Source organism: Streptomyces nitrosporeus, assembly GCF_008704555.1.
GTDB lineage: Bacteria > Actinomycetota > Actinomycetes > Streptomycetales > Streptomycetaceae > Streptomyces > Streptomyces nitrosporeus.
In genome coordinates, this window is record NZ_CP023702.1 from 6,680,001 (window position 1) to 6,705,861 (window position 25,861).

Here is a 25,861-nt window from a genome sequence, read left to right on the forward strand (position 1 = left end):
TGAAGCCGGCCCGATCTCTTCGGAGTTGAGGGTAGTGGTGGAGCCGATGAACCAGACTTGTAGTAGGTAAGCGATGGGGTGACGCAGGAAGGTAGTCCAGCCCGGGCGGTGGTTGTCCCGGGGTAAGGGTGTAGGCCGTGTGGTAGGCAAATCCGTCACACGTTAAGGCTGAGACCTGATGCCGAGCCGATTGTGGTGAAGTGGATGATCCTATGCTGTCGAGAAAAGCCTCTAGCGAGTTTCATGGCGGCCCGTACCCTAAACCGACTCAGGTAGTCAGGTAGAGAATACCGAGGCGTTCGGGTGAACTATGGTTAAGGAACTCGGCAAAATGCCCCCGTAACTTCGGGAGAAGGGGGGCCATCACTGGTGAGGGAACTTGCTTCCTGAGCTGGGGGTGGCCGCAGAGACCAGCGAGAAGCGACTGTTTACTAAAAACACAGGTCCGTGCGAAGCCGTAAGGCGATGTATACGGACTGACGCCTGCCCGGTGCTGGAACGTTAAGGGGACCGGTTAGTGCACTTTCGGGTGTGCGAAGCTGAGAACTTAAGCGCCAGTAAACGGCGGTGGTAACTATAACCATCCTAAGGTAGCGAAATTCCTTGTCGGGTAAGTTCCGACCTGCACGAATGGCGTAACGACTTCTCGACTGTCTCAACCATAGGCCCGGTGAAATTGCACTACGAGTAAAGATGCTCGTTTCGCGCAGCAGGACGGAAAGACCCCGGGACCTTTACTATAGTTTGATATTGGTGTTCGGTTCGGCTTGTGTAGGATAGGTGGGAGACTTTGAAGCGGCCACGCCAGTGGTTGTGGAGTCGTCGTTGAAATACCACTCTGGTCGTGCTGGATGTCTAACCTGGGTCCGTGATCCGGATCAGGGACAGTGTCTGATGGGTAGTTTAACTGGGGCGGTTGCCTCCTAAAGAGTAACGGAGGCGCCCAAAGGTTCCCTCAGCCTGGTTGGCAATCAGGTGTTGAGTGTAAGTGCACAAGGGAGCTTGACTGTGAGACCGACGGGTCGAGCAGGGACGAAAGTCGGGACTAGTGATCCGGCAGTGGCTTGTGGAAGCGCTGTCGCTCAACGGATAAAAGGTACCCCGGGGATAACAGGCTGATCTTCCCCAAGAGTCCATATCGACGGGATGGTTTGGCACCTCGATGTCGGCTCGTCGCATCCTGGGGCTGGAGTCGGTCCCAAGGGTTGGGCTGTTCGCCCATTAAAGCGGTACGCGAGCTGGGTTTAGAACGTCGTGAGACAGTTCGGTCCCTATCCGCTGTGCGCGTAGGAATATTGAGAAGGGCTGTCCCTAGTACGAGAGGACCGGGACGGACGAACCTCTGGTGTGCCAGTTGTCCTGCCAAGGGCATGGCTGGTTGGCTACGTTCGGAAAGGATAACCGCTGAAAGCATCTAAGCGGGAAGCCTGCTTCGAGATGAGTGTTCCCACCACCTTGAGTGGTTAAGGCTCCCAGTAGACGACTGGGTTGATAGGCCAGATGTGGAAGCCCGGTAACGGGTGGAGCTGACTGGTACTAATAGGCCGAGGGCTTGTCCTCAGTTGCTCGCGTCCACTGTGTTGGTTCTGAAATAACGAACGGCCGTGTTGTTGTCCGGTGTTGGTTAATTTCATAGTGTTTCGGTGGTCATTGCGTTAGGGAAACGCCCGGTTACATTCCGAACCCGGAAGCTAAGCCTTTCAGCGCCGATGGTACTGCAGGGGGGACCCTGTGGGAGAGTAGGACGCCGCCGAACAATTATTCCGGGGAAGCCCCGCACCTTTTGGTGCGGGGCTTTCCTGCGTTCACCACCGGTTTCATCGCGCTGCCGGTTCCATCGGCCGGGGGCCGACGTACCGGACCGGTTCCCCTCCGGCACGGGCCCGGCGGGCATCCCGGGCAACCCCCGTGCACGCGGTGCCGAGGCCTGAAGGTAAGGTCATGGGGCATTGTTGGCACGTTCTTCACAGGAGGCCCCCGGGTGGAGGTCCAGGAGACTCGAGTTCAGACGGACCGAGTGCTCACCATCCCCAACATTCTGAGCATGGCTCGCCTCGTCGGCGTACCTCTCTTCCTGTGGCTGATTCTCCGCCCTGTCTTCGGGGGACCCAACAGCGACGGTTGGGCCCTGCTGGTGCTTATGCTCAGCGGCGTCAGCGACTATCTCGACGGCAAGCTGGCCCGTAAGTGGAACCAGATCAGCAGCCTCGGACGCCTTCTCGACCCGGCTGCCGACCGCCTCTACATCCTGTCGACACTCGTCGGACTCACCTGGCGGGAGATCCTCCCGCTCTGGCTGACCACCGCCCTGCTCGCCCGTGAACTGATGCTGCTCGTCATGGTGGGAATCCTCCGCCGGCACGGCTATCCGCCCCCGCAGGTCAACTTCCTGGGGAAAGCTGCAACGTTCAACTTGATGTACGCCTTCCCCTTGTTGCTGCTCAGCGACGGAAGTGGTTGGCTGGCATCGTTGGGCGCCATTTTCGGATGGGCGTTCGCTGGCTGGGGTACAACCCTCTATTGGTGGGCAGGGATCCTCTACGTGGTCCAGGTCCGCCGACTCGTCAAGGCGGATGCAGTAGCCGATTAGCTCGTTGTGACGCGGTGCCGTGCAGTGTCGCCGGCCCGCAGCAAATGCCTGAGGCGTTGCCCCGACGGGCGAAGTCGGCTAGACCGTCGTCTCTCAAGGAGGACGTTTCCGACATGAAGGCCGTCGTGATGGCAGGCGGCGAAGGCACTCGCCTTCGCCCCATGACCTCGAGCATGCCCAAGCCCCTCCTGCCGGTCGCCAACCGGCCGATCATGGAGCATGTGCTGAAGCTGCTCAAGCGGCATGGGCTCAACGAGACCGTGGTCACCGTCCAGTTCCTCGCGTCCCTCGTCAAGAACTACTTCGGGGACGGCGAAGAACTCGGCATGGAGCTCAGCTACGCCAACGAGGAAAAGCCCCTCGGTACCGCGGGCAGTGTGAAGAACGCCGAGGAAGCCCTGAAGGACGACACCTTCCTGGTCATTTCCGGTGACGCCCTCACGGACTTCGACCTCACGGATCTCATCGCGTTCCACAAGGAAAAAGGCGCACTGGTGACGGTCTGCCTGACACGGGTCCCGAACCCCCTGGAATTCGGGATCACGATTGTCGACGAAGAAGGAAAGGTCGAACGCTTCCTGGAGAAGCCGACCTGGGGCCAGGTCTTCTCCGACACGGTCAACACCGGCATCTACGTCATGGAGCCGGAGGTCTTCGACTACGTCCAGGCCGACACCTCCGTGGACTGGTCCGGTGATGTGTTCCCGCAGCTCATGAAGGACGGCAAGCCGATCTACGGCTACATCGCCGAGGGCTACTGGGAAGACGTGGGCACCCACGAAAGCTATGTGAAGGCCCAGGCCGACGTACTGGAACGGAAGGTCGACGTCGAACTCGACGGTTTCGAGATCTCGCCCGGGGTCTGGGTCGCCGAAGGCGCGGACGTCCACCCCGACGCGGTGCTGCGCGGCCCTCTCTACATCGGGGACTACGCGAAGATCGAAGCCGGCGCGGAGATCCGTGAGCACACCGTGGTGGGCTCCAACGTCGTGGTGAAATCCGGTGCGTTCCTGCACCGGGCCGTCGTCCACGACAACGTGTACATCGGGCAGCACAGCAATCTCCGCGGCTGCGTGATCGGCAAGAACACCGACGTCATGCGTGCGGCCCGTATCGAGGACGGCGCAGTCATCGGCGACGAATGCCTCGTCGGTGAAGAATCGATCATCCAGGGCAATGTGCGGGTCTACCCGTTCAAGACCATCGAGGCCGGCGCCTTCGTCAACACCTCGGTCATCTGGGAGTCCCGGGGCCAGGCCCATCTCTTCGGAGCCCGCGGCGTCTCAGGAATCCTGAACGTCGAGATCACGCCGGAACTGGCGGTCCGGCTGGCGGGTGCCTACGCCACCACCCTGAAGAAGGGCGCGACGGTCACCACGGCCCGTGACCACTCCCGAGGCGCCCGTGCGCTGAAGCGCGCGGTCATCTCGGCCCTGCAGGCCAGCGCCATCGACGTACGGGACCTGGAGAACGTACCGCTTCCGGTCGCCCGTCAGCAGACCGCGCGAGGCAGCGCCGGCGGCATCATGATCCGGACCTCGCCGGGGGTCCCCGACTCGGTCGACATCATGTTCTTCGACGAGAGCGGTGGAGACCTCTCCCAGGCGCGCCAGCGGAAACTGGACCGGGTCTACGCCCGTCAGGAGTACCGCAGGGCCTTCCCCGGCGAGATCGGTGACCTGAGCTTCCCGTCCAGCGTCTTCGACTCGTACACGGGCTCCCTGCTGCGCAACGTCGACACGGACGGAATCGCGGAGGCAGGGCTCAAGGTCGTCGTGGACGCCTCCAACGGCAGCGCGGGGCTTGTTCTGCCCAGCCTGCTGGGACGGCTTGGCGTGGACGCGCTGACCATCAACCCCGGCCTCGACGAGTCCCGGCCCACCGAGTCGGTGGAGAGCCGCAGGGCGGGACTCGTCCGGCTCGGAGAGATCGTTTCGTCGGCCAGGGCGGCCTTCGGGGTGCGCTTCGACCCGGTGGGGGAGCGGCTCTCCCTCGTCGACGAACGAGGCCGCATCATCGAGGACGACCGGGCCCTGCTGGTCATGCTGGACCTCGTGGCGGCCGAGCGGCGCAGCGGGCGGGTGGCCCTGCCCGTGACGACGACACGCGTCGCCGAGCAGGTGGCGGCCTACCACGGGACCCAGGTGGAGTGGACGACCACCTCCCCGGACGACCTGACCCGGGTCAGCCGTGAGGACACCACCATTTTCGGCGGTGACGGCCGCGGCGGCTTCATCGTCCCCGAGTTCAGCAGCGTCTTCGACGGAGCGGCTGCGTTCGTCCAGCTCATCGGCCTGGTCGCCCGGACCCAGCTCACGCTCAGCCAGATCGACGCCCGGATCCCGCGTGCCCATGTGCTGCGCCGGGACCTCGCGACCCCGTGGGCCGTCAAGGGCCTCGTCATGCGGCGGGTCGTGGAGGCCGCCGGGGACCGCAGCGTGGACACCACGGACGGTGTGCGCGTGGTCGAGACCGACGGGCGATGGGTCATGGTGCTGCCCGACCCGGCAGAGGCCGTGACCCACCTGTGGGCCGAGGGCCCGGACGACGCCTCGGCTCAGGCCCTGCTCGACGAATGGGCCGCCGTCGTCGACAGTGCGGGGGACTGACCCCCGGAACACCCCGGGCGTTTTTGGGCCGGGCAGCCGTCGTGGTGCGGCTGCCCGGCCCGCCGACGGGGCCATTCGGCGTCAGCCGGTATGACGTGCGACGATGTGCGGCATGTCGCAGCCGCCCCCCGATCGGAGTAGCGCACCGCCGCCTCCCCGCCCCGACGCGTCCATGTCGCTGCTGACCACGGTCATGGAGCACAGCCTGGACGAGGGGTACGCCGAGGCCTCGGCCCGGCGCAGGGCCGAGGGCAGGACCGGGATGCCCCGTACGCTCAAGGCGAAACTCGGCCTGGCGGCCGGACTGGTCCTCGCCGCCCTCGTGGTCACCCTCGGCGCAGCAGAGGCGCGTGTCGCCGCGCCGGTCGTGGCCAAGGAACGCGAAGAGCTCATCGACCGCGTCAACGCGGAGACCGGTACGGCCGACGAACTGGAAGCGGACGTCGAGGCGTTGCGCAAGGACGTCGGGGAACGCCAGCGCAAGGCACTCGAGCAGCACGGAGGCGGCCAGGCGAGCCTGGTCGCCCTGCTCTCGGGAGCAACCCCCGTCCAGGGCCCGGGGATCAAGCTGGTCGTCGACGACGCCGAGAACACGGACCAGGGCGGCGGCGGACCCCGGGAGTCGACCGGCTTCGCCGACACCGGGCGGGTCCGCGACCGGGACATGCAGCGAGTGGTCAACGGCCTCTGGCAGTCCGGCGCGGAGGCGATCTCCATCAACGGGCAGCGCCTGACAGCGCTCTCGGCCATCCGGGCGGCCGGTGACGCCATACTGGTCGACAACAGGCCGCTGGTGCCGCCGTACACGGTGCTCGCGGTGGGGGACGGAGAGAAGCTCGCCGCCGCGTTCCGGGACAGCGCCGACGGCCAGTACCTTCAGGCACTGCACGAGAGCTTCGACATCCGCACCGGCATCTCCGAGCAGGCGCAGGTACGCCTGCCGGCCGCGCCGAGCCTGATCGTACGCACAGCAGAGCCTTTGGCCGACGACACGGGAAGTGGCGCGGCGGAGACAGGGAAGGGCACATCGTGATCGCCGTACTGGGCCTCGTCGTGGGAGTCGTGGTCGGACTGTTGGTCCGGCCCGAAGTGCCGGCGGTGGTCGAGCCCTACCTGCCGATCGCCGTCGTGGCCGCGCTCGACGCGGTCTTCGGCGGGCTGCGCGCCATGCTCGACGGGATCTTCGTGGACAAGGTCTTCGTGGTGTCGTTCCTGTCGAACGTCGTGGTGGCCGCGCTCATCGTGTTCCTCGGGGACAAGCTGGGGGTCGGCGCCCAGCTCTCCACGGGCGTCGTCGTCGTCCTCGGCATCCGCATCTTCTCCAACGCCGCGGCGATCCGCCGGCACGTCTTCCGGGCCTGAGGCAGATGACCAACGAAGAACACCCGCGTATCGACGGACGTCGCAGCGCACTGCCCCCCGAGGTGCCCGCGCCGCCGCCGTCCGCCCCCGGCGCGCCGGAGCCGTCCGACGGGCGCAGACGCCTGCTGGCCGGTCTCTGGCCCCCGCGGGTGACGCGGGCCCAACTCGTCGTCGCGCTGCTGCTGTTCGGCCTCGGGCTGGGACTCGCGATCCAGGTCAGGTCCAACAGCGACAACGACGCGCTGCGCGGCGCCCGCCAGGAGGACCTGGTCCGCATCCTCGACGAACTCGACAACCGGACCCAGCGCCTGGAGGACGAGAAGCAGCGGCTGGAGGGCCAGCGCACGGAGCTGGAGAACAGCTCCGACCAGGCCGAGGAGGCCCGCAGGCAGACGCTCGAGAAGGAGCGGCAGCTCGGGATCCTGGCCGGTACCGTGGCCGCGCACGGCCCCGGCATCACGCTGACGGTCAACGATCCGACCGGCGCCGTCGAGGCCGACATGCTGCTCGACGCCGTCCAGGAGCTCCGCGCGGCGGGTGCCGAGGCGATCGAGGTCAACGGGGTGCGCGTGGTGGCCGACACCTACTTCTCCGGTGACGGGGGCGAGCTGAGCATCGACGGACACAAGGTACGGGCACCGTACGTGTTCGAGGTCATCGGCCGGCCGCAGGACCTCGAACCGGCTCTGAACATCCCCGGCGGAGTGGTCCAGACCCTGGAGAAGGAGCAGGCCACGGCAGAAGTGGCACGCTCGGAGGACATCGTCGTCGACGCCTTGCGGCACGCGCAGCAGCCTGATTACGCTCGGTCGTCCTCGCAGTGACACCGGTGCCCGGAGCACTCGGAGGACTCGGGGACGAGGTAGCGGGGGGTCGCCGCATCGGATCGGTGACGTGTGGTGGAAACTGTCGGGTGGATACGGACGTTGTGAGGATGTCCGGGTCGGCAGGTGTGTTCATTGAGGTTCGTCCTGCCCCACGGGCGGGTCTATTTCGGTCAAGGGGAAACGCCCGTGAAGTTGTTTGCAAAGTGGTTCGGAAAGAGCTCCCGCGAGGACAGCAACAGCGCTGCCCGTCACCGCGCTCCGCGGCAGGGTCAGAACGCCGATGAGCAGGGTTCGGAGCGCCCGCTCTTCCGCGACGAGGTGGCGGGAGGACCCGCCGGCGGATCCGGCGCGTCGTCTGTTGACCCTCGTGGTGCCGGGCGCATAGGTTTCGGAGAACCATCAACCTCAAGTACGGGTGGAGGGTTCACCCCCGCCCCGGAGGGCGCGTCCATGGCGGTTTGTACGAGGTGCGGCCACCGCAATGCCGCGGACAGCCGTTTCTGCTCCAACTGCGGTGCGCCGCTGCGGGGCGGAGTGCCCGAGCGTGCCTCGGAGACGACCTCGACCATCTCGATCTCGGGAATCGAGGCGTACGAGGCCGAGGCGACGGGACAGACCGTCCTGCCGTCCCTCTCGCCCGAGGCGCAGGCCGCCGTCGACGCCCTGCCGGCCGGTTCCGCGCTCCTCGTGGTGCGCCGCGGTCCCAACTCCGGCAGCCGGTTCCTGCTCGACGGGGACCTGACCACGGCCGGCCGTCACCCGCAGAGCGACATCTTCCTCGATGACGTGACCGTGTCACGGCGGCATGTGGAGTTCCACAGGAACCCGGACGGTAGCTTCACCGTGGGTGACGTCGGGAGCCTCAACGGGACCTACGTCAACCGTGAGCGCATCGATTCCGTCGCGCTGTCCAACGGCGACGAAGTCCAGATCGGTAAGTACCGGCTGGTCTTCTACGCGAGCCAGCGGGGCGTGTGACCCTCCCCCGGACCCGGTCCGGGGGGACCCCAGGAAGGTCCATGCTGCGAACAACGACAGGCGGTGCCGGACACGGCACCGCCTCCGCGGACGAACGCGCCATGAGCATCGGCACGGTGCTGCTGCGGCTGCGCGACGAGTTCCCCGAAGTCACCATCTCCAAGATCCGTTTCCTGGAGGCCGAAGGACTCATCGAGCCCCGGCGGACGCCTTCCGGGTACCGGAAGTTCAGCCCGGCGGACGTGGACCGGCTGGCGCAGGTGCTGCGGATGCAGCGGGACCACTACCTTCCGCTCAAGGTCATCCGGGAGCACCTGGACGCCCTGGCCAGGGGCGAGCGTCCGACGCTCGCCCCCGGGGGGCAGGGGCAGCTCGCCGACGGCCTCTGGGACCAGGAGCCGGGCCGGGCCACCGCCGCCCGTATCGGCCGTCCGGAGCTCCTCAGCGCCGCCGAGGTCACCGAGGAGCAGCTCACCGAGTGGGAGTCGTACGGCCTGATCACGGCCGGCCCTGAGGGCAGCTACGACGCCGAGGCGGTGACCGTGGCACGGCTTGTGGCGGATCTGGGCCGGTTCGGTCTGGAACCCCGCCACCTGCGGGCCGTCAGGGCCGCCGCCGAGCGGGAGGCGGGCCTGGTGGAGCAGGTCGTGGCGCCGCTGCGCCGGCACCGGAACCCGCAGACCAGGGCCCATGCGGAGGCCACCGCCAAAGAACTGGCCGAGCTGTCCGTGCGGCTGCACGCCGCACTGGTGCAGACGGCGCTGAAGGTCCGGTTCCACTGAGAGCAGGCGGGGCCCGACTATCCAAACATGCCGGGCACGTCCTAGGGTTGCTGTGTGAACGAGCTCGACGTTGTGGGTGTCCGGGTGGAAATGCCCTCCAACCAGCCGATCGTGCTCCTGCGTGAAGTGGGAGGCGACCGGTACCTCCCGATCTGGATCGGCCCTGGGGAAGCGACCGCGATCGCCTTCGCCCAGCAGGGCATGGCTCCGGCCAGGCCGCTGACCCACGATCTCTTCAAGGATGTGCTCGAGGCCCTCGGCCAGGAGCTCACCGAGGTCCGCATCACGGACCTCAAGGAAGGGGTCTTCTACGCGGAGCTGGTCTTCGCCGGCGGGGTCGAGGTGAGCGCACGGCCGTCCGACGCCATAGCGCTCGCCCTGCGCACCGGCACGCCGATCTACGGCAGTGACGGTGTGCTGGACGACGCGGGCATCGCCATCCCCGACGAGCAGGAGGACGAGGTGGAGAAGTTCCGCGAATTCCTCGACCAGATCTCGCCGGAGGACTTCGGTACCAACAGCCAGTGACCGCTGTTCCGGAGAAGCGCCAGCGCATCCGGCAAGCCGTTCCCCGTAATCGGTGTCCGGAAACCACCCTCAGGGTGATTATCACTCGGCGTGCCGAGTGTGGCGATCGTTGACGCACCCCGGGCGACTGCCTACCTTCGACATGGCAGGTCAAGGACGGAGGTCGGCGTGAGAAGCAGCGGCGACGGTACGGCTGCGGGCGGGTTGTACCGGCAGCACAGCAGTACGGCCGACCAAACCATCATGCAGCCGGTCACGCCGGCGGTGGTGGCAGCGGCGGACGGTGCGGCACCCGCGGACGGCATCGGCTATCGAGGGCCGACGGCGTGCGCGGCGGCGGGGATCACCTACCGGCAGCTCGACTACTGGGCGCGTACGGGGCTGGTGGAACCGAGTGTGCGGCCGGCGTACGGATCGGGGACCCAGCGTCTCTACAGTTTCCGGGACGTGGTCCTCCTCAAGATCGTCAAGCGGTTCCTGGACACAGGTGTCGCTCTGCAGAACATCCGCACCACGGTCCAGCACCTGAGGGCCCGCGGATTCACCGATCTGGAGCGGATGACCCTCATGAGCGACGGGGCGACGGTCTACGAGTGCTCCTCGCCCGACGAGGTCGTCGACCTCCTCCAGGGCGGTCAGGGAGTCTTCGGGATCGCCGTCGGTGTCGTCTGGCGGGACGTGGACGCGGCGCTGTCGCAGCTGCACGGCGAGCGGGTCGACACGGGCGAGACGCTCGTCGGCCACAACCCCGCCGACGAACTGGCACGGCGGCGCAACCGGGCGGGCTGACCTCCGAAGGCCCGCCGGGCCACCGGTTGTCAGTGGCGTGAGGCAGCATCGGGGGTGTGAGAGCAGCACCCACGATCCTGCATCTGGACATGGACGCCTTCTACGCCTCCGCGGAGCAGGCGGCGAAGCCCAGCCTGCGAGGCAAACCGGTGGTGGTGGGCGGGCTGGGGGCCCGCGGGGTGGTCGCGACCGCGTCGTACGAGGCCCGGCGGTTCGGCGTGCACTCCGCGATGCCCATGTCCCAGGCGAGACGGCTGGCCCCCAACGCCGCGTACCTGGTTCCGCGCTTCCCGCTCTACCGGGCGGTGAGCGAGACCGTGATGGAACTGCTCGGGCGGCTCTCCCCGCTGGTCGAGCCGCTCAGCCTGGACGAGGCGTTCGTCGACCTGGAGGCGGGCGGCCTCGCCGACGACTCCCGTTCCGCCCGTGCGGTCGGCGAGCAGCTGCGCCTGGTCATCACGGCGGCCACCGGACTCAGCGGGTCCGTCGGGCTCGCGGGTTCCAAGATGCTCGCCAAGATCGCCTCCGAGAAGGCCAAGCCCGACGGGCTCCTGCTCATCGAACCGGGCACCGAACGCGAACTGCTCGCACCCATGTCCGTCCGCACACTGCCGGGGGTGGGCCCCGCCACGGGTGACCATCTCAGACGCGCCGGGATGACGGTGGTGCACGATCTCGCCGAGGCGGGGGAGGCGGAACTCGTACGCCTGCTGGGCAAGGCGCACGGGGCCGCGCTGTACCGCATGGCCCTCGGCCACGACGACCGGCCCGTCGTGGCCGAGCGTGACGCCAAGTCCGTGTCGGTGGAGGACACCTTCGACGTGGACCTGCACGACCGCGTCCGGGTGCGGGCGGAGGTGGAGCGGCTCGCCGACCGGTGTGTGCGGCGGCTCCGGGACGCGGGACGCTCCGGACGGACGGTGGTGCTGAAGGTGCGCCGTTACGACTTCTCGACGCTGACCAGGTCCGAGACGCTGCGCGGCCCCACCGACGATCCCGGGGTCGTCAGGGAGGCCGCGGCGAGGCTCCTGGAGGCCGTCGACACCACCGGCGGCGTACGGCTGCTCGGGGTGGGGGTCACGGGACTCGCGGATTTCACACAGGAGGACCTCTTCGCGCAGGCGGCCGAGGCGCGGCAGGGCGACGCGGTGCCGTCCGCGGCCGAGGAGGCCGGGAGCGGGGCCGCCGGGCCGGGGACGGACGGGCGGGGGACGGACAGGCCCGAGACGGAGAGGCCGGAGACGGACGGGCCGAAGCCGGAGGAGTCCGGGGCCGCGCAGGCGGTGCTGGCCGCCCCGGAGGACGCCGGGCAGCCGTCCGCCCGGCGGTGGTCCGCCGGGCAGGACGTACGGCACGAGACGCTCGGGCACGGGTGGGTGCAGGGCAGCGGGGTCGGGCGGGTCACCGTGCGGTTCGAGGAACCGGGTTCGGCCCCGGGCCGGGTGCGGACGTTCAGGACGGACGACCCGGAGCTGCGGCCGGCCGATCCGCTGCCGCTGGTGCGCGATCCGGTCGACTACTCCTCGTGGCCGGCCAGCTTGCCGAAGTCCCGGTCGGGGGCCGTGCCCTCGGCGGGGGCCACGTCCAGCCCGTAGTGGCGGTAGAGCTGCAGTTCCTGTTCGGGGGAGAGGTGGCGGCCCACCCCGAAATCGGGCGCGTCCTTGATCAGGGCACGGTCGAAGGGGACCTTCAGCCGGCCGTCGGCGAACTCGCTCGGATCCAGCGGCACGAACGCGTCCCTGGTGAAGAGCCCCGTCCGCACGGCCGCCCACTCGGGGACGCCGGTGGCGTCGTCGAGATAGACCTCGTCCACCGTCCCGATCTTGGCTCCGGTGCGGTCGAAGGCCTTGCGGCCGATCAGACTGCGCGGATCGATGTCGCTCTGCACGGGACCTCCCACTGGTCACGGGGCATCAGGGTGGTCGCTACTGCTCCACAGGACTACGAAAGGCCAGATCCGGGGCTTCAGCCACTCGGAACGGCCCGGGCCGGCCCGCTGGTAGGCTGGAGGCGGCTGCCGACCCCGTGCGGGAGAGCCCTCCGAGACAGCATCGGAGGCGCCGAAGGAGCAACTCCTCCCCGGAATCTCTCAGGCCCCCGTACCGCACGGACGAAGCCACTCTGGAAAGCAGGGCGGGACCAGGACCGGCACGGACATGTGGCGGGACGGACCCGGCCTCACCGACGGTGAAAGCCGGCACGCCGCGAGGCGGGCCGGTGAAGCTCTCAGGTCGAGATGACAGAGGGGGAGGCCGTTCGGGCAGCTACGCCGTGCTGCCCCTCGCAGGTCGTGACAGACCAGGAGGCCTCCTTCATGACCCCCCGTCGCACTCCGCTCTCCCAGCTGGAGCAGGGCATCCCCTTCGAGCAGCGCCACATCGGGCCGGATGCCGGGGCCCAGGCGAAAATGCTCGCACAGGTCGGTTACGGCTCCCTCGACGAACTCACCGCGGCCGCGGTGCCCGACGTGATCAGGAGCGCCGAGGCACTGGACCTCCCCCGGGCGCGCACCGAGGCCGAGGTCCTGGCGGAGCTCCGGCAGCTCGCCGACCGCAACCAGGTGCTGACCCCGATGATCGGGCTCGGCTACTACGGCACGTTCACCCCGCCGGTCATCCTGCGCAACGTCATGGAGAACCCCGCCTGGTACACGGCGTACACGCCCTACCAGCCGGAGATCTCCCAGGGCCGCCTGGAGGCCCTGCTGAACTTCCAGACGATGGTGGCCGACCTCACCGGACTGCCCACCTCCGGCGCCTCGCTCCTGGACGAGGGCACGGCCGCCGCCGAGGCCATGGCGCTGGCACGGCGCGTGGGCAAGGTCAAGGACGGCGTGTTCCTGGTCGACGCGGACACCCTGCCGCAGACCGTCGCGGTGATCCGTACGCGCGCCGAACCGACCGGCGTCGAGGTGGTCGTCGCGGACCTGGCCGACGGCATCCCCGCCGAGGCCGCCGGACGCGGGGTCTTCGGCGTGCTCCTCCAGTACCCGGGCGCCTCGGGTGCCGTGCGTGACCTGCGGCCCGTCATCGAGCAGGCGCACGAACTGGGCGCGATCGTCACCGTCGCCGCCGACCTGCTGGCCCTGACCCTGCTGACCTCGCCCGGTGAGCTCGGCGCGGACATCGCCGTCGGCACCACCCAGCGCTTCGGGGTGCCGATGGGCTTCGGCGGCCCGCACGCCGGTTTCATGGCCGTCCGTGAGAAGTTCGCCCGGAGCCTGCCCGGGCGCCTCGTCGGCGTCTCCGTCGACGCCGACGGCGACAAGGCCTACCGCCTGGCCCTGCAGACCCGCGAGCAGCACATCCGCCGCGAGAAGGCCACCAGCAACATCTGCACCGCGCAGGTACTGCTCGCCGTCATGGCCGGGATGTACGCCGTCTACCACGGCCCCGACGGTCTGCGGACGATCGCCCGGCGGACCCACCGGTTCGCCGCGATCCTGGCCGGGGGGCTGCGGGCCGCGGGCGCCGACGTCGTGCACGACTCGTTCTTCGACACGGTGACCGTCCGGGTGCCGGGTGCCGCCTCCGGCGTGGTCTCCGCGGCGCGCGAGCGCGGGGTCAACCTGCGTCTCGTGGACGCCGACCACGTCTCGGTGGCCTGCGACGAGACCACCACCCGCGCCCATGTGGCCGCGGTCTGGGCCGCCTTCGGCGCGGACGGCGACATCGAGGCGCTGGACGCCGGGACCGCCGAGGCCCTGCCCGGCGGCCTGCTGCGCACCGACCAGGTCCTCACCCACCCGGTCTTCCACCAGCACCGCTCCGAGACCGCGATGCTCCGCTACCTCCGCCGGCTCGCCGACCGGGACTACGCGCTGGACCGCGGCATGATCCCGCTGGGCTCCTGCACCATGAAGCTCAACGCGACCGCCGAGATGGAGCCGATCACCTGGCCGGAGTTCGGCGCGCTGCACCCCTTCGCACCGGCCGAGCAGGCCCAGGGCTTCCTCACCCTCATCCGTGAGCTCGAGGAGCGGCTGGCCGAGGTCACCGGTTACGACGCCGTCTCCCTCCAGCCGAACGCCGGCTCCCAGGGTGAGTTCGCCGGGCTCCTGGCCGTACGCGCCTACCACCGGGCCAACGGTGACGAGGGCCGTACCGTCTGCCTCATCCCGTCCTCCGCGCACGGCACCAACGCCGCGAGCGCCGTGATGGCGGGCATGAAGGTCGTCGTGGTCAAGACCGCCGACGACGGCGAGGTCGACATCGAGGACCTGCGCGCCAAGATCCTGAAGCACCGCGACGAACTCGCCGTCCTGATGATCACCTACCCCTCCACCCACGGCGTCTTCGAGGAGCACGTCGCCGACATCTGCGGCGAGGTGCACGACGCGGGCGGCCAGGTGTACGTGGACGGCGCCAACCTCAACGCGCTGGTCGGCCTTGCGAAGCCCGGCAAGTTCGGCGGGGACGTCTCGCACCTGAACCTGCACAAGACCTTCTGCATCCCGCACGGCGGAGGCGGTCCGGGTGTCGGCCCCGTCGGCGTACGCGCGCACCTGGCGCCGTACCTGCCGAACCATCCGCTGCAGCCCGCCGCGGGCCCCGGGACCGGGGTCGGCCCCATCTCCGCCGCGCCGTGGGGGTCGGCAGGCATCCTGCCGATCTCCTGGGCGTACGTCCGCCTCATGGGCGGGGAGGGGCTGAAGCGCGCGACGCAGGTGGCCGTGCTCGCGGCCAACTACATCGCCAAGCGACTGGAACCGCACTTCCCGATCCTGTACACCGGCCCGGGTGACCTGGTCGCACACGAGTGCATCGTCGACCTGCGGCCGCTCTCCAAGGCGACCGGGGTCAGCATCGACGACGTCGCCAAGCGGCTGATCGACTACGGCTTCCACTCGCCCACGATGTCGTTCCCGGTGGCCGGCACGCTGATGATCGAGCCGACCGAGAGCGAGGACCTCACCGAACTCGACCGGTTCTGCGACACGATGATCGCCATCCGCGGCGAGATCGAGAAGGTCGCCTCCGGCGCCTGGAGCGCGGACGACAACCCGCTGCGCAACGCCCCGCACACGGCTGCCGCGCTCGGCGGCGACTGGGAGCACGCGTACAGCCGCACCGAAGCGGTCTTCCCGGCCGGTGTCACCCCGGCGGACAAGTACTGGCCGCCGGTCCGCCGCATCGACGGTGCCTTCGGGGACCGCAACCTGGTCTGCTCCTGCCCTCCGCTGGACGAGTACGACCGGTAGGGAACGCTCCCGGAACACGCGTCGGGGCCGGTGCGGAGACGATGTCTCGGCACCGGCCCCGGTGTTCCCCGTAAGCCTGGTGTTCTTCGCGGCGGCCGGGCGCTTCTGCTGTCTCTTCAGGCCGCTTTCGCCACGTGGCCCGTCCGCGACGGCCGGTGCGGGGCGATGATCTGCCCGTTCGGCAGCAGCTCACCGGTGTCCTCGAAGAGGAGAACGCCGTTGCACAGCAGGCTCCAGCCCTGCTCCGGGTGGTGCGCCACGAGGCGGGCGGCTTCCCGGTCGCTGGAGTCCGCGGTCGGGCAGGGGGGCTGGTGCTGGCACATGGGCGGGTTCTTTCGCTGCGTCGAGTCGGTTGTCCTGCGGGGTGGCGGTGGGTGCACGACAGCCCCCGTATCAAGTCGGTCCGTCACCAGTGTTGCCCCACGGACGCCTTTCCGCAGCGATTTCGCCCCAGCTTCCGCCCTCCTTCGAAGACGTGTCACCCGGCCGGGCGGTTCACGGCAACTGTGCTGCCTCTTCGGGTGGTTCCAGGTGGCCTGGGCGGGCTAGTCCGCATGGCCCACGCGGCCGGCGGCCGCTCCCGCGCCACGAACGGCGCAGGCCCCGTGACCGTGGCGGTCACGGGGCCTGCGCCGTCCTCGGTGCTCCCGGCGGGGTCAGCCGACGGAAGTGGTGCGGGAGGACGCCTGCTTCAGCGCCGGGGACGCCAGCAGCCCCGGCAGTGTGGCCGACGGGGTGATGCGCAGCGTCATGACGGGCAGCAGCGCGGCGACCGGATGCGGGAGGTGTGCCGTGATGCCCGGCGGGGCGGGCGCCAGCGGTACCAGTACGTCGGTCGGGGCGAGCGTGCCTCCCGCGGCGTCGTCCTCGGTGTCCTCGTGCAGCCACAGCGTGAGCATGTAGAGCTCCGGCACCGACAGCAGCCGGGCCTGGTACGGGGTCGTGACCGACTCGGCCTGCCTGAGGGCGAGTTCGGTCGAGGCGAGATAGGGCCCCTCGAAGAAATGGGAGAAGGCCCAGCCGTCGGCGGTGAGCACGGTGTCCGCGGCGGCCACCGCGCGCCCGCCGCCCCGGATCAAGAACCGCCACCCGGCGAGACGGGTGGACGGTGCCGGGCCGGTGGACGCGATGCGGTCCAGCACGTGGACAGGAAGCGGGAGTTCCGGGCTCAGCGGTCCCTGGACGGACCGGAGGGCGGGGGTGTGGGCCTCGCGGACTGCGGCAGGAGAACCGAGTGCCGTGAGAACGCTGCGCAGTGCGGGCGCGGGAGCCGGGGAGATATGCAGCGGCATAGTGGGTCGCCTCTCACTTCGGAGACACGGTGATGCGTGGGCGGGTGCAGACGGCGCTGTCGGCGTGCGGGGCCAGAGGAGGGCCGGTGGCGGAAGACGAGCCGGTGCGTCAACTCTCTGCCTCGTGCGCAGAGTTTATACGACAAGTGTTCACACGGTGTTTCGACTACCTGTCCCGCATATTGCCTGCAAGGCGGTTTCGAGCCTCTGAATTGCGGCATTCATAGCGGTTCGCCACGCCCTGCGGGGCCTTCGCCAGGTGTTTTCCCCGGGCGGCGGTAGGCTGAAACCCGCTGGCGATTGCCCTGTACCCGCTATCGCACACCCTTATGCGGCATGCCGTTGGAATGTGCCTGGGGCTCCGTTCACCAGACTACTGGGTACCCGTGGGCAGTGGAGGCGTTACGGATCACTTCCTCGGGGCATTATCGACCGTGATACGAGCGGCCTGTGCCGCGAGCCGTCCACCCGAGGAGGGACCCTTCGATGGGCGAGAAGGTCGTGGCGGGCGTCTTCGACCTGTCCGGTCGGCAGGAGTACCGCGAGAAGCTGGCCCGGTGTCTGGAGGGGTTGGAGCGGCTTCTGGCGGACAGGAGGTTCGACCGGCCCAGGAATCTCATGGGGCTGGAGATCGAGCTGAATCTCGTGGGTTCGGACGGCATGCCGCGGATGCGGAATGCCGAGGTGCTCCGACGCATCGCCAGCAGAGATTTCCAGACGGAACTGGGGATGTTCAACCTGGAAGTGAATATCCTTCCTCACCGGATGAGCGGCCGGGTATTCGATCAGCTCGCCGAGGAGCTCCGGACCGGTCTCGCATATGCCGACCGCAAAGCCGCCGAGGTCGACGCGGGCATCGTGATGATCGGCATCCTTCCGACGCTCGGCAGCCACGACGTCGTCTCGGCGAACCTGTCGGACGTGGACCGTTACATGCTTCTGAACGAGCAAATGGCGGCAGCCCGCGGCGAGGATTTCGTCCTGGATATCGACGGTGTCGAGCACCTGGTCGCCACTTCGGAGTCCATCGCCCCCGAATCCGCCTGTACCTCGGTGCAGTTGCACCTCCAGACCACCCCGGAGCGGTTCGCCGACGTCTGGAACGCCGCCCAGGCGATCGCCTCCGTCCAGATCGCCCTCGGAGCCAACTCGCCCTTTTTGTTCGGCAAGGAGCTCTGGCGGGAGTCCAGGCCGCCGCTGTTCCAGCAGTCCACCGACGTGCGGCCGCCCGAACTGAGGAACCAGGGGGTGCGGCCGCGGACCTGGTTCGGGGAGCGGTGGGTGGGATCGGCGTACGAACTCTTCGAGGAGAACCTGCGCTTCTTCCCGCCGATCCTGCCGATCTGCGAGGAGGAGGACCCGCTGCGGGTGCTGGACGAGGGCGGGGTGCCGAGCCTGGCCGAACTGGTCCTGCACAACGGGACCATCTACCGGTGGAACCGTCCGGTCTACGGGATCGCCGACGGCGTCCCCCACCTCCGCGTCGAGAACCGGGTACTGCCGGCCGGGCCGTCCGTCGCCGATGTGATCGCCAACGCCGCCTTCTACTACGGCCTGGTGCGCGCGCTCGCCGACGAGTCCCGCCCGGTATGGACCCGGCTGCCGTTCGAGACCGCCGCCCGGAACTTCGACACCGCGTGCCGCCACGGCATCGAGGCCGAGCTGCTGTGGCCCCGCCCGGGCCGCTCGGGCGGCGTGGCCAAGGTGCCCGCCGTCAAGCTGGTGCGGGACGAACTGCTGCCGCTCGCCGCCGCCGGGCTGGACGCCTGGAACATCGAGCCCGCGGACCGCGACCTCTATCTCGGGATCATCGAGGAGCGCTGCCGGCGCAGGGTCAACGGCGCCTCCTGGCAGGCCGACACCTACCACCGGGCCCTGGAGGCCGGTCTCGGACGGGAGAGCGCGCTGGCCGCCACCACCAGGCGCTACGCCGAACTCACGCAGACGGGCGAGCCGGTGCACAACTGGCCGGTCGGCTTCCCCGGCCGCTGAACGGCCGGCCTGGTGGCAGGCGCCCCCCTGCCCGTGGGGCAAGCTAGGGGTTGTCCCGTAATTCGTGGTGGATCAGCGTGCGGCGTCAGGCGCGGTGCATCGCAAGGCGGAGGGGCGTCCGCATACTGGATGTATGCGGATGTTCCGACAACGCCGCGAGGTGCCGTGACTGTCGTCGCACGCCCACCAGGGATTACGGGACAGCCCTTAGGGTCTGTCCGGCGGACCGGGGTCGGATGCCGTGGCCCCGGTCATGATCCGCCGGGCGGGCACGGGTGCCGGAACCGGGGGAACCTGCCGGAGGAGGCGCCGGGACGCACAGCTGACGGCAGGGTGCACGGGTGGAGGCGGGGCGCGTGGCGGGAACGGTTGCTCACGAGGGGACGGCACGCCGGACCCTCCGGTCGGAGACGCTGCTGGTGCTGGCCCTCTCCCTCGGGGCCAGCGGAGTGTCCGCCCTGATCAGCTTCATCGGTTCGCTGACGAAACCGGGCGGCCTGAAGGACCAGGCCGCGACGCTCAACGGCTCGTACGCCCCCGACCGGCCGTGGCTGGACCTGGCCTGGCAGCTGTTCGGCATCACCACGGCCCTGGTCCCGGTCGCCCTGGTCGTGCACCTGCTGACACGGGAAGGGGCGGGCCTGCGGACACTCGGGCTCGACCTCACCGCCCCCTGGAAGGACCTCGGCCGCGGCACGCTGGTCGCGGCCGGCATCGGCAGTGCCGGGCTGGCCTTCTACCTCGCGGCGCGGGCGAGCGGCTTCAATCTGACGGTGGTGCCGGAGTCGCTGCCCGACGTGTGGTGGAAGTTCCCCGTGCTGATCCTCTCGGCGGTGCAGAACTCGCTCCTCGAGGAAGTGATCGTCGTCGGCTATCTGCTGCGCCGGCTCGGCCAGCTCGGCTGGACCCCGATGGCGGCCCTGGCCGCCAGCTCCGTACTGCGCGGGTCCTACCACCTGTACCAGGGCATCGGCGGCTTCATCGGGAACATGGTGATGGGAGTCGTCTTCGTCCTGCTCTACCGGCGGTGGGGGCGAGTGGGGCCGCTCGTCGTCGCCCATGCCCTGCTGGACATCGGGGCGTTCGTGGGATACGCCCTCCTGGCGGGGAAGGTGGGCTGGCTGCCCACCGCGTGAGGCCCGCCCGCCGGCCCGCCGGGCCGCGTACGTCCGGTGGGGTACGTCCGGTCTCAGAGGCCGGTGAGCAGCTCGCCTTCGACGACGGTGACCGCGCTGCCCGTCAGCAGGGTGCGCTCGCCCCGCAGTGAGGTGCGCACCAGGCCCGAACGGGCGGAAGCCTGCAGGCCGGTGAGGTCGTCGCGGCCGAACCGCGCCGACCAGAAGGGCGCCAGCGCGGTGTGCGCGCTCCCCGTCACCGGGTCCTCGTCGATGCCGGCGCGGGGGAAGAACCCGCGTGACACGAAGTCGTACCCGGCTTCCCGGTCCGCCGCGGGAGCGGTGGCGACGATTCCGCGGGGGGAGCAGGAGGCGAGTGCGGCGAAGTCCGGCCGCAGGGCGCGTACGGCCGCTTCGTCGGCCAGCTCGACCAGCAGGTCACCGACGCGTTCGCCCGTGTCGTGGACGGAGACAGGAGTGGCGCCGAGCGCTCCGGCCAGTCCGGGCGGGGCCTCGACGGGCTCCAGCGGGGCCGTGGGGAAGTCCAGGGTGAGGGTGCCGTTCTCGTGGGCGGTGGTACGCAGGACGCCGGAACGGCTCGCGAAGCGTACGGTACCGCCGACGCCGCCCGCGGTGTTCAGTACGTGCGCGGTGGCGAGGGTGGCGTGGCCGCAGAGGTCGACCTCGGTGGTGGGGGTGAACCAGCGCAGGGACCAGTCCGCGTCTCCGCCCCGGGGAAGAGGATGGGCGAAGGCGGTCTCCGGCAGGTTGATCTCCGAGGCGATGCGCTGGAGCCGGCCGGCGGCGGGGAAGCGGTCCGTGTCCAGGATCAGGACTCCGGCGGGGTTGCCGGCGAAGGGGCGGTCGGTGAACGCGTCGACGATGCGGATCTTCATGGCCGCGACCGTAGACCAGGGCTGTCCGGCCGGTCCAAGGCCGGTCCCGGATGCCTGGCACGGCCGGTGTGCGGCCTCGCTCGGCGGACCGGGGCGGCCTTCGTCCCCGGCCTGGCCCCGCCCTGCCCCTAGGGGGCCGCCCGCCCGGGGCGGGGCTGGGCGTTTCGCCTGCCCGGGCCCGGGAGGTGAGCCCGGGCAGGGCGGGGGAGCGGGGTCATGCCTGCTGCTGTCCGGCGGCCCTGGCGGCCTGCTCCACCCGGTCGCGGTGGGACGCCCACCATGCCGGGTCCCCCGGGGCCATGCTCGTGTTGCCCTTCTCCATCCCGGCCGAGCCGTCCAGGAGTTCACGCAGGATGTCGGCATGACCGGCATGCCGCTGGGTGTCGGCGGTCACCCGCACCACGGCATGGTGCAGCGTGATCCCGGCCCTGGCCTCCGGCCACCACGGCACCCTGCCGGCCGTGTCGAGCGCCAGCGCGTCGATCGTCGCGTCCGCGTGGGCCCAGGCCCGGCGGTAGAGGCCCACGACGTCCTCGCGTGACTCGTCGGCGGTGGCCCACATGTCCGCGTTCGGCTCGGCGTCCTCGGCGATCCAGGGCAGCGCCACACCGGCCGGCCGGCCGAAGGTGTCACCGAGGTAGCCCAGCTCCACGGTCGCCGCGTGCTTCACCAGCCCCAGGAGGTTGGTGCCCGTCGGCGTCAGCGGGCGGCGCATGTCGTACGCGGAGAGCCCCTCGAGTTTCCACAGCAGGGCGTCGCGGGCGGACTGCAGGTAATAGCGCAGGTCGGATTTGGGATCCGGGGATGTCATGGGGCCAGTCTGCCGTGGCCGCGATCATTGTCCAGATCTTTTGGGCACAGGGGCCCTCGCCGGGCGGGGGGGCGGGCACCGGAGCCGGCGGGTCCGCTCCGGCCCGGGCAGGGTGGTCGGGCGATCCGGCGTCAGGACGCGTCCTGGCGGAAGGGCCGGAGCCGCGTGTGCAGGAGGCAGAACTCGTTGCCCTCGGGATCGGCCAGGACATGCCAGCTCTCGGCACCGGTCTGGCCGATGTCGGCGGGTCTGGCGCCGAGGGCGAGCAGCCGCTCCAGCTCGGCGTCCTGGTCGCGGTCGGTGGCGCTGACATCGATGTGCAGCCGGAGTCTCCCGGTCCGCGGGGCATTGCTGGGGCTGAGGACGAGGGTGGGCTGCGGCCCGCCGAAACCGGCGTCGGGCGGCCCGATCTCGATACTTCCGTCGTCCTCCCGGCCGAGTTCGACGTAACCGAGGACCTCGCTCCAGAACGCGGCGAGCCGGCCGGGGTCGGCGGCGTCGATGACCAGCTCACTGATGCGGCATGCCATGTCCGCCAGTGTACGGAGACGCGGCTGTGCCCGGGTCCGCCGGATAAGGAGGCCCCGGGCCCGGGCAGGTGCGTGCCGCCGGTGGCCGTGTCCCCGGGGGGGCGACGAAAACGGTGGTCCGGCGGAGGACCCGCGCCACTGTGGTGGCCCGATGGCACCGATCAAGAAGCTCCAGGTCACCTTCGACTGCGCGGAGCCCGAGCGCCTCGCCCGTTTCTGGTGCGAGGTGCTGGGGTACGTCGTACCGCCACCGCCGGAAGGGTTCGCCACCTGGAAGGATTTCGGGCACTCGCAGCCGCCTGAGGAGCGGGACTCGTGGTTCGCCTGTGCCGATCCCTCGGGCGTGGGCCCCCGGTTGTACTTCCAGCGCGTTCCCGAAGGGAAAGCCGCCAAGAACCGGGTCCACCTCGATGTACGGGCCGGCACCGGGCTCGTGGGCGGGGAACGCCTCGCCGTACTCGAGGCCGAGTGCGCGCGACTGGTCGCTCTCGGCGCGGTACGCGAGCGGCTGCTGCCCGCGGATGACGACAACGAGTCCTGCATCGCGATGCAGGACATCGAAGGCAACGAGTTCTGTCTCGACCGAGGGCCTGCGGGCATCTCCTCGCCCTGCCCGTGGGACGGGAGGCATGCCCGCGTACGGGACGATGCCGTTCCGTCTTCGAGCCGGGCGGCCGGTACTGCGGCCGTGGCCGGGCCGGAGCCGTCCCGTGCCCTCGACGGCCCCGGCTTCGAGCGGCCATCGCCTCGCCACGGACGCCGTGGTGAACACATAGGACCGGCACGCTCGTCGCCGTGACGCGGAGACGCCCCGAAGCCAGGGGCAACGGAATCAACCACATGACCGTCCTCCCTCACGCACCGGGGCCCGACGACGGCCGTACCCGTGTCCGCGCCCGCCTCTCCAGGCAGGAGCACGACCGGTGGCCGAAGTGTCAGCGCCCGCAGGCCTCCAGGATCCAAGGGAGGAAAATGACGAGGAGGATCAGGCAACCGCACCCGCAGCCGTCGTCCTCGTCACCGTCGACCGCTCTCCTGATCCGCGCGCGCTCGTCGCTCCGGCCTCGTTCGTACGCGTCCTGTTCGCTCCCGCTGCCGTACCAAGACACGACCGACCCCCCGCCAACTGCCGTGTGGATACTCCTTGTTCGATTCCCTTCGCGAGAAGGCCACAACCCTGGAGGCTGCCCGGATCCCCCGTGGGACACAGCCATGCGTTCCGGGCGAGGCGACCTGGAACTCCTTGGCCGGCACCACCGGACCGCCGTGGTGGCGCCGTGCCGTGAGCGGTGCCGACGGCTCGGACCGGGCGGGCGGGCCAGGTGCCGGTGCCGGTGCCGGTGCCGAGGGCGTGACGCGGGGCGCCCGTGCCCGGCCGCACGTGTACCTTCACCGGGATGGCGAGCGAAGAGGTGTTGCAGGACGGGGCTCATCGCCGGGTCGTACGGATCGGGAACACCGTCCGCAGGCCCGCTCAACCGTGGACACCCACCGTCCACGCGCTTCTGCGGCACCTGGAAGAAGCCGGTTTCCCCTGTGCGCCCCGCCCGTTGGGATTCGACGACGAGGGCCGCGAGGTCCTCACCTACATCGAGGGCGATGCCGGGCCGTCGTCCTGGGAGAAGGTCGTGTCCGACCACGGACTGCGCGCCTTCGCCCGGCTGCTGCGCGACTACCACGACGCGTGCGCGGACTTCTCGCCTCCTCCCGGGGCGACATGGGCCGGGGGTGAGGCCGGTATGGGCGGCGAAGACGTCGTCTGCCATGGGGACTTCGGCCCCTGGAACGTCGTCTGGCGGGGCGACCGGCCGGTGGGAATCATCGACTGGGACTTCGCCCGTCCCGCACCGCGGCTGCATGACGTGGCCTACGCGCTGGAATACGTCGCTCCGTTCCGTGATGACGTCGAGTGCCTGCGCTGGCTGCGTTACCCCGGACCACCGGACCGCCGCCGGCGGCTGGAGCTCTTCTGCGCCGTCTACGGGATCGATTCGACCGAGGGGGTCGTCGACGCCGTCATCACCCGGCAGCGCGACAACGCCGACCTCGTGCGCCGCCTTGCCGCACAAGGGCACGAGCCCCAGGCCACCTGGGTTTTCGACGGCCTGCTGACCCGCCTCGGCGACAGGATCACCTGGAGCCTGGGCCACCGGCACCTGTTCGAGTAGCGTCGAGGCCGGGCGAGGCCGGCTCGCGGGGACCGCCGGCCGGTGACGAGGGGCCGGGCCACAGGTTCTGCGAGGACGGCCGCACCGGGGCGCGGTCCGGAAAACCGTTGGCGGGACGAGGAGCGCCGGTCCGAGACCGGTGGGCCGACCGCACGGACAGGAAGAGCGGCCGACGCTGACGTGCAACCGTGACACCTTGCCCCTTCCCGAGAACCGTGTGCCCCGCATCGCCTACGAAGGCATCCGGGACTGGGCGGGAAACGACCCGGCCGGCCCCCTCCAGACCACCCGCCACGCGGACGCCCCGGCGGCCTGGCGGCTCTCATCGGGGTGCTCAACCGCCGCCGGCGCTGAAGCCATCGGGTGGGAGCGCCGACGGCTTTCCGCCAGGAACCCGCCTCCCCGGTCCCGCCACGCATCCTTGTGGCCGCGTACGCGACCGTTGGCCGCTGTGCCCGGCATCCTGACGAGCCCGTCACGAACTCTGCCGGAGTAGCTTTGCCGCCTGGAGTGGGGTGGGTGGCCACGATGCCGCACGTGCGCAGCCCGTTGCCACCAGAAGGCATACAGACAACGCAAAACGGCTCGGACTCGACAGAGGCCGGCGCCCCGCTTCGGTCCAGGGTGACTCGATGGACAGTGGACTCTCTCCGTTGAAAACCTGCCCGCTCATACAAGCGGTTCGCAGTCTCTCGCGAAGGGCGCGATGTGAGGTCGACGGTTCGAGCCCCAGCGTCCACGGCCAGTCCGAGGGCTTTGTCGATCAGCGCTTTGCCGACCCCGTGGCCACGGGCGGCGGCATCGACCACTACATCCTCGATGTGAGCCCGCAGACCAGACGGCAAGGGTGACGTCACCAGCGTCAACGTCCCAACGATCAGGCCTTCGACACGGGCCACCAGCAATGTGTTGGTGCTGGCACCCGTCAATCTCTCCACTGCTTCGTGGTCCAAGGGCTTGGCCTCGGCCGACAGCTGCGGAAGGAGACGAGCGAATGCCTCCACCACTTCATCAGTCGCCCCGTGAACGACCTCAGTCTCCACACTCATGCTCTGGAACTTACAGGCGCCCGGGAGTTGCCGGCCGGTAAGCGGCGACTGTCTTGGGCTGGATGACCCGAGACGACGGGCGAGGCAGGCCAGGCCATCTGCGGCAGGGGGCCGGATCGACGAAGGGTGCATCGACCGCCATCGGTCATCCGTCGCTGACGCGAGCGAGCGTATGCCCTTCATTGACGCAGAAAGCCACTGGTTGTGCATGGGCGGCAATCGATCGACGTCCACTTGCACAGGTCAGCCGCCTGCCGGGGCGTGGCCTTGCCGTACGAAAGATAGCGATATATCGTTGACGCATCGCGACAGGTCAAAGATAGGAGTCGCGAAACGACGATCG

The 25,861-nt window shown here is 69.4% G+C and carries 20 protein-coding genes, 2 rRNA genes, 2 pseudogenes and 1 riboswitch (1 of these 25 running past the window's edge); of the genes and pseudogenes, 17 read left to right on the forward strand and 7 right to left on the reverse strand.

What is annotated here, in order from left to right; all coding sequences use genetic code 11:
* From CP967_RS29565 to CP967_RS29620, 12 genes are all read left to right on the forward strand, one after another.
* Positions 1-1,560 (forward strand): 23S ribosomal RNA (locus tag CP967_RS29565); it begins 1,565 nt to the left of the window's first position.
* Positions 1,561-1,639: 79 nt separating this feature from the next.
* Positions 1,640-1,756: ribosomal RNA gene (gene rrf / locus CP967_RS29570) — 5S ribosomal RNA — on the forward strand.
* A gap of 225 nt (positions 1,757-1,981) precedes the next feature.
* A complete protein-coding gene (gene clsA, locus CP967_RS29575; protein ID WP_150490899.1) occupies positions 1,982-2,590 on the forward strand; it encodes a cardiolipin synthase ClsA in 609 nt (202 codons plus the stop codon).
* A 113-nt stretch (positions 2,591-2,703) separates the two neighbouring features.
* Complete coding sequence (locus CP967_RS29580; protein ID WP_150490900.1) at positions 2,704-5,199, forward strand: mannose-1-phosphate guanyltransferase; 2,496 nt, start codon at positions 2,704-2,706, stop codon at positions 5,197-5,199.
* A gap of 112 nt (positions 5,200-5,311) precedes the next feature.
* The gene (locus tag CP967_RS29585; protein ID WP_190175030.1) at positions 5,312-6,232 is read left to right on the forward strand and encodes a DUF881 domain-containing protein; all 921 of its coding nucleotides are present in this window, start codon (positions 5,312-5,314) and stop codon (positions 6,230-6,232) included.
* Entirely contained in the window at positions 6,229-6,561 is a 333-nt protein-coding gene (locus CP967_RS29590; RefSeq protein ID WP_003970459.1) for a small basic family protein, read from the forward strand. Before CP967_RS29585 ends, CP967_RS29590 begins: the two co-directional genes overlap by 4 nt.
* A gap of 5 nt (positions 6,562-6,566) precedes the next feature.
* Positions 6,567-7,385 (forward strand): DUF881 domain-containing protein, encoded by an 819-nt coding sequence (locus CP967_RS29595; protein WP_150490901.1) that lies wholly within the window; start codon positions 6,567-6,569, stop codon positions 7,383-7,385.
* A 453-nt stretch (positions 7,386-7,838) separates the two neighbouring features.
* Positions 7,839-8,366, forward strand: a complete 528-nt coding sequence (locus CP967_RS35160; protein WP_280116539.1) for an FHA domain-containing protein — start codon at positions 7,839-7,841, stop codon at positions 8,364-8,366.
* A gap of 41 nt (positions 8,367-8,407) precedes the next feature.
* On the forward strand, positions 8,408-9,148 hold the full coding sequence (gene ftsR / locus CP967_RS29605) for a transcriptional regulator FtsR (RefSeq protein ID WP_150490903.1): 741 nt from the start codon (positions 8,408-8,410) through the stop codon (positions 9,146-9,148).
* 54 nt (positions 9,149-9,202) lie between these two features.
* The gene (locus CP967_RS29610; RefSeq protein WP_150490904.1) at positions 9,203-9,676 is read left to right on the forward strand and encodes a bifunctional nuclease family protein; all 474 of its coding nucleotides are present in this window, start codon (positions 9,203-9,205) and stop codon (positions 9,674-9,676) included.
* Positions 9,677-9,844: 168 nt separating this feature from the next.
* Positions 9,845-10,465 (forward strand): MerR family transcriptional regulator, encoded by a 621-nt coding sequence (locus CP967_RS29615; protein WP_150490905.1) that lies wholly within the window; start codon positions 9,845-9,847, stop codon positions 10,463-10,465.
* A gap of 56 nt (positions 10,466-10,521) precedes the next feature.
* A complete protein-coding gene (locus CP967_RS29620) occupies positions 10,522-12,060 on the forward strand; it encodes a DNA polymerase IV (RefSeq protein ID WP_150490906.1) in 1,539 nt (512 codons plus the stop codon).
* Here the strand turns inward: CP967_RS29620 and CP967_RS29625 are convergent.
* The gene (locus CP967_RS29625) at positions 11,982-12,353 is read right to left on the reverse strand and encodes a PRC-barrel domain-containing protein (protein WP_150490907.1); all 372 of its coding nucleotides are present in this window, start codon (positions 12,351-12,353) and stop codon (positions 11,982-11,984) included. The genes CP967_RS29620 and CP967_RS29625 overlap by 79 nt on opposite strands.
* Before the next feature lie 130 nt (positions 12,354-12,483).
* Positions 12,484-12,580: riboswitch (glycine riboswitch) on the forward strand.
* Between the two features lie 199 nt (positions 12,581-12,779).
* On the opposite strand from CP967_RS29625, the gene gcvP reads away from it, so the two are divergent.
* A complete protein-coding gene (gene gcvP, locus CP967_RS29630; protein WP_150490908.1) occupies positions 12,780-15,665 on the forward strand; it encodes an aminomethyl-transferring glycine dehydrogenase in 2,886 nt (961 codons plus the stop codon).
* Between the two features lie 116 nt (positions 15,666-15,781).
* Here the strand turns inward: gcvP and CP967_RS29635 are convergent, their stop codons facing one another.
* Complete coding sequence (locus CP967_RS29635) at positions 15,782-15,988, reverse strand: DUF5999 family protein (protein ID WP_150490909.1); 207 nt, start codon at positions 15,986-15,988, stop codon at positions 15,782-15,784.
* A gap of 333 nt (positions 15,989-16,321) precedes the next feature.
* The gene (locus CP967_RS29640; protein ID WP_150490910.1) at positions 16,322-16,957 is read right to left on the reverse strand and encodes a hypothetical protein; all 636 of its coding nucleotides are present in this window, start codon (positions 16,955-16,957) and stop codon (positions 16,322-16,324) included.
* A gap of 486 nt (positions 16,958-17,443) precedes the next feature.
* Here CP967_RS29640 and CP967_RS29645 point away from each other — a divergent pair, with 486 nt between their 5' ends.
* Complete coding sequence (locus CP967_RS29645) at positions 17,444-18,949, forward strand: glutamate-cysteine ligase family protein (RefSeq protein ID WP_150490911.1); 1,506 nt, start codon at positions 17,444-17,446, stop codon at positions 18,947-18,949.
* 356 nt (positions 18,950-19,305) lie between these two features.
* Entirely contained in the window at positions 19,306-20,085 is a 780-nt protein-coding gene (locus CP967_RS29655; RefSeq protein ID WP_150490912.1) for a CPBP family intramembrane glutamic endopeptidase, read from the forward strand.
* A gap of 53 nt (positions 20,086-20,138) precedes the next feature.
* Here the strand turns inward: CP967_RS29655 and CP967_RS29660 are convergent, their stop codons facing one another.
* From CP967_RS29660 to CP967_RS29670, 3 genes are all read right to left on the reverse strand, one after another.
* The gene (locus tag CP967_RS29660; RefSeq protein WP_150490913.1) at positions 20,139-20,960 is read right to left on the reverse strand and encodes a PhzF family phenazine biosynthesis protein; all 822 of its coding nucleotides are present in this window, start codon (positions 20,958-20,960) and stop codon (positions 20,139-20,141) included.
* Positions 20,961-21,174: 214 nt separating this feature from the next.
* Complete coding sequence (locus CP967_RS29665; protein WP_150490914.1) at positions 21,175-21,771, reverse strand: DinB family protein; 597 nt, start codon at positions 21,769-21,771, stop codon at positions 21,175-21,177.
* A 131-nt stretch (positions 21,772-21,902) separates the two neighbouring features.
* Complete coding sequence (locus tag CP967_RS29670; protein ID WP_150490915.1) at positions 21,903-22,301, reverse strand: VOC family protein; 399 nt, start codon at positions 22,299-22,301, stop codon at positions 21,903-21,905.
* A gap of 151 nt (positions 22,302-22,452) precedes the next feature.
* Between CP967_RS29670 and CP967_RS29675 the strand changes: the two are divergent.
* Positions 22,453-22,884, forward strand: a pseudogene (locus CP967_RS29675) (VOC family protein); the annotation flags it as partial.
* Positions 22,885-23,698: 814 nt separating this feature from the next.
* On the forward strand, positions 23,699-24,469 hold the full coding sequence (locus CP967_RS29680) for a phosphotransferase enzyme family protein (RefSeq protein WP_150490916.1): 771 nt from the start codon (positions 23,699-23,701) through the stop codon (positions 24,467-24,469).
* 647 nt (positions 24,470-25,116) lie between these two features.
* On the opposite strand, the pseudogene CP967_RS29685 reads toward CP967_RS29680, so the two are convergent.
* Positions 25,117-25,728: pseudogene (locus CP967_RS29685) on the reverse strand (GNAT family N-acetyltransferase); the annotation flags it as partial.
* Positions 25,729-25,861: the final 133 nt, after the last annotated feature.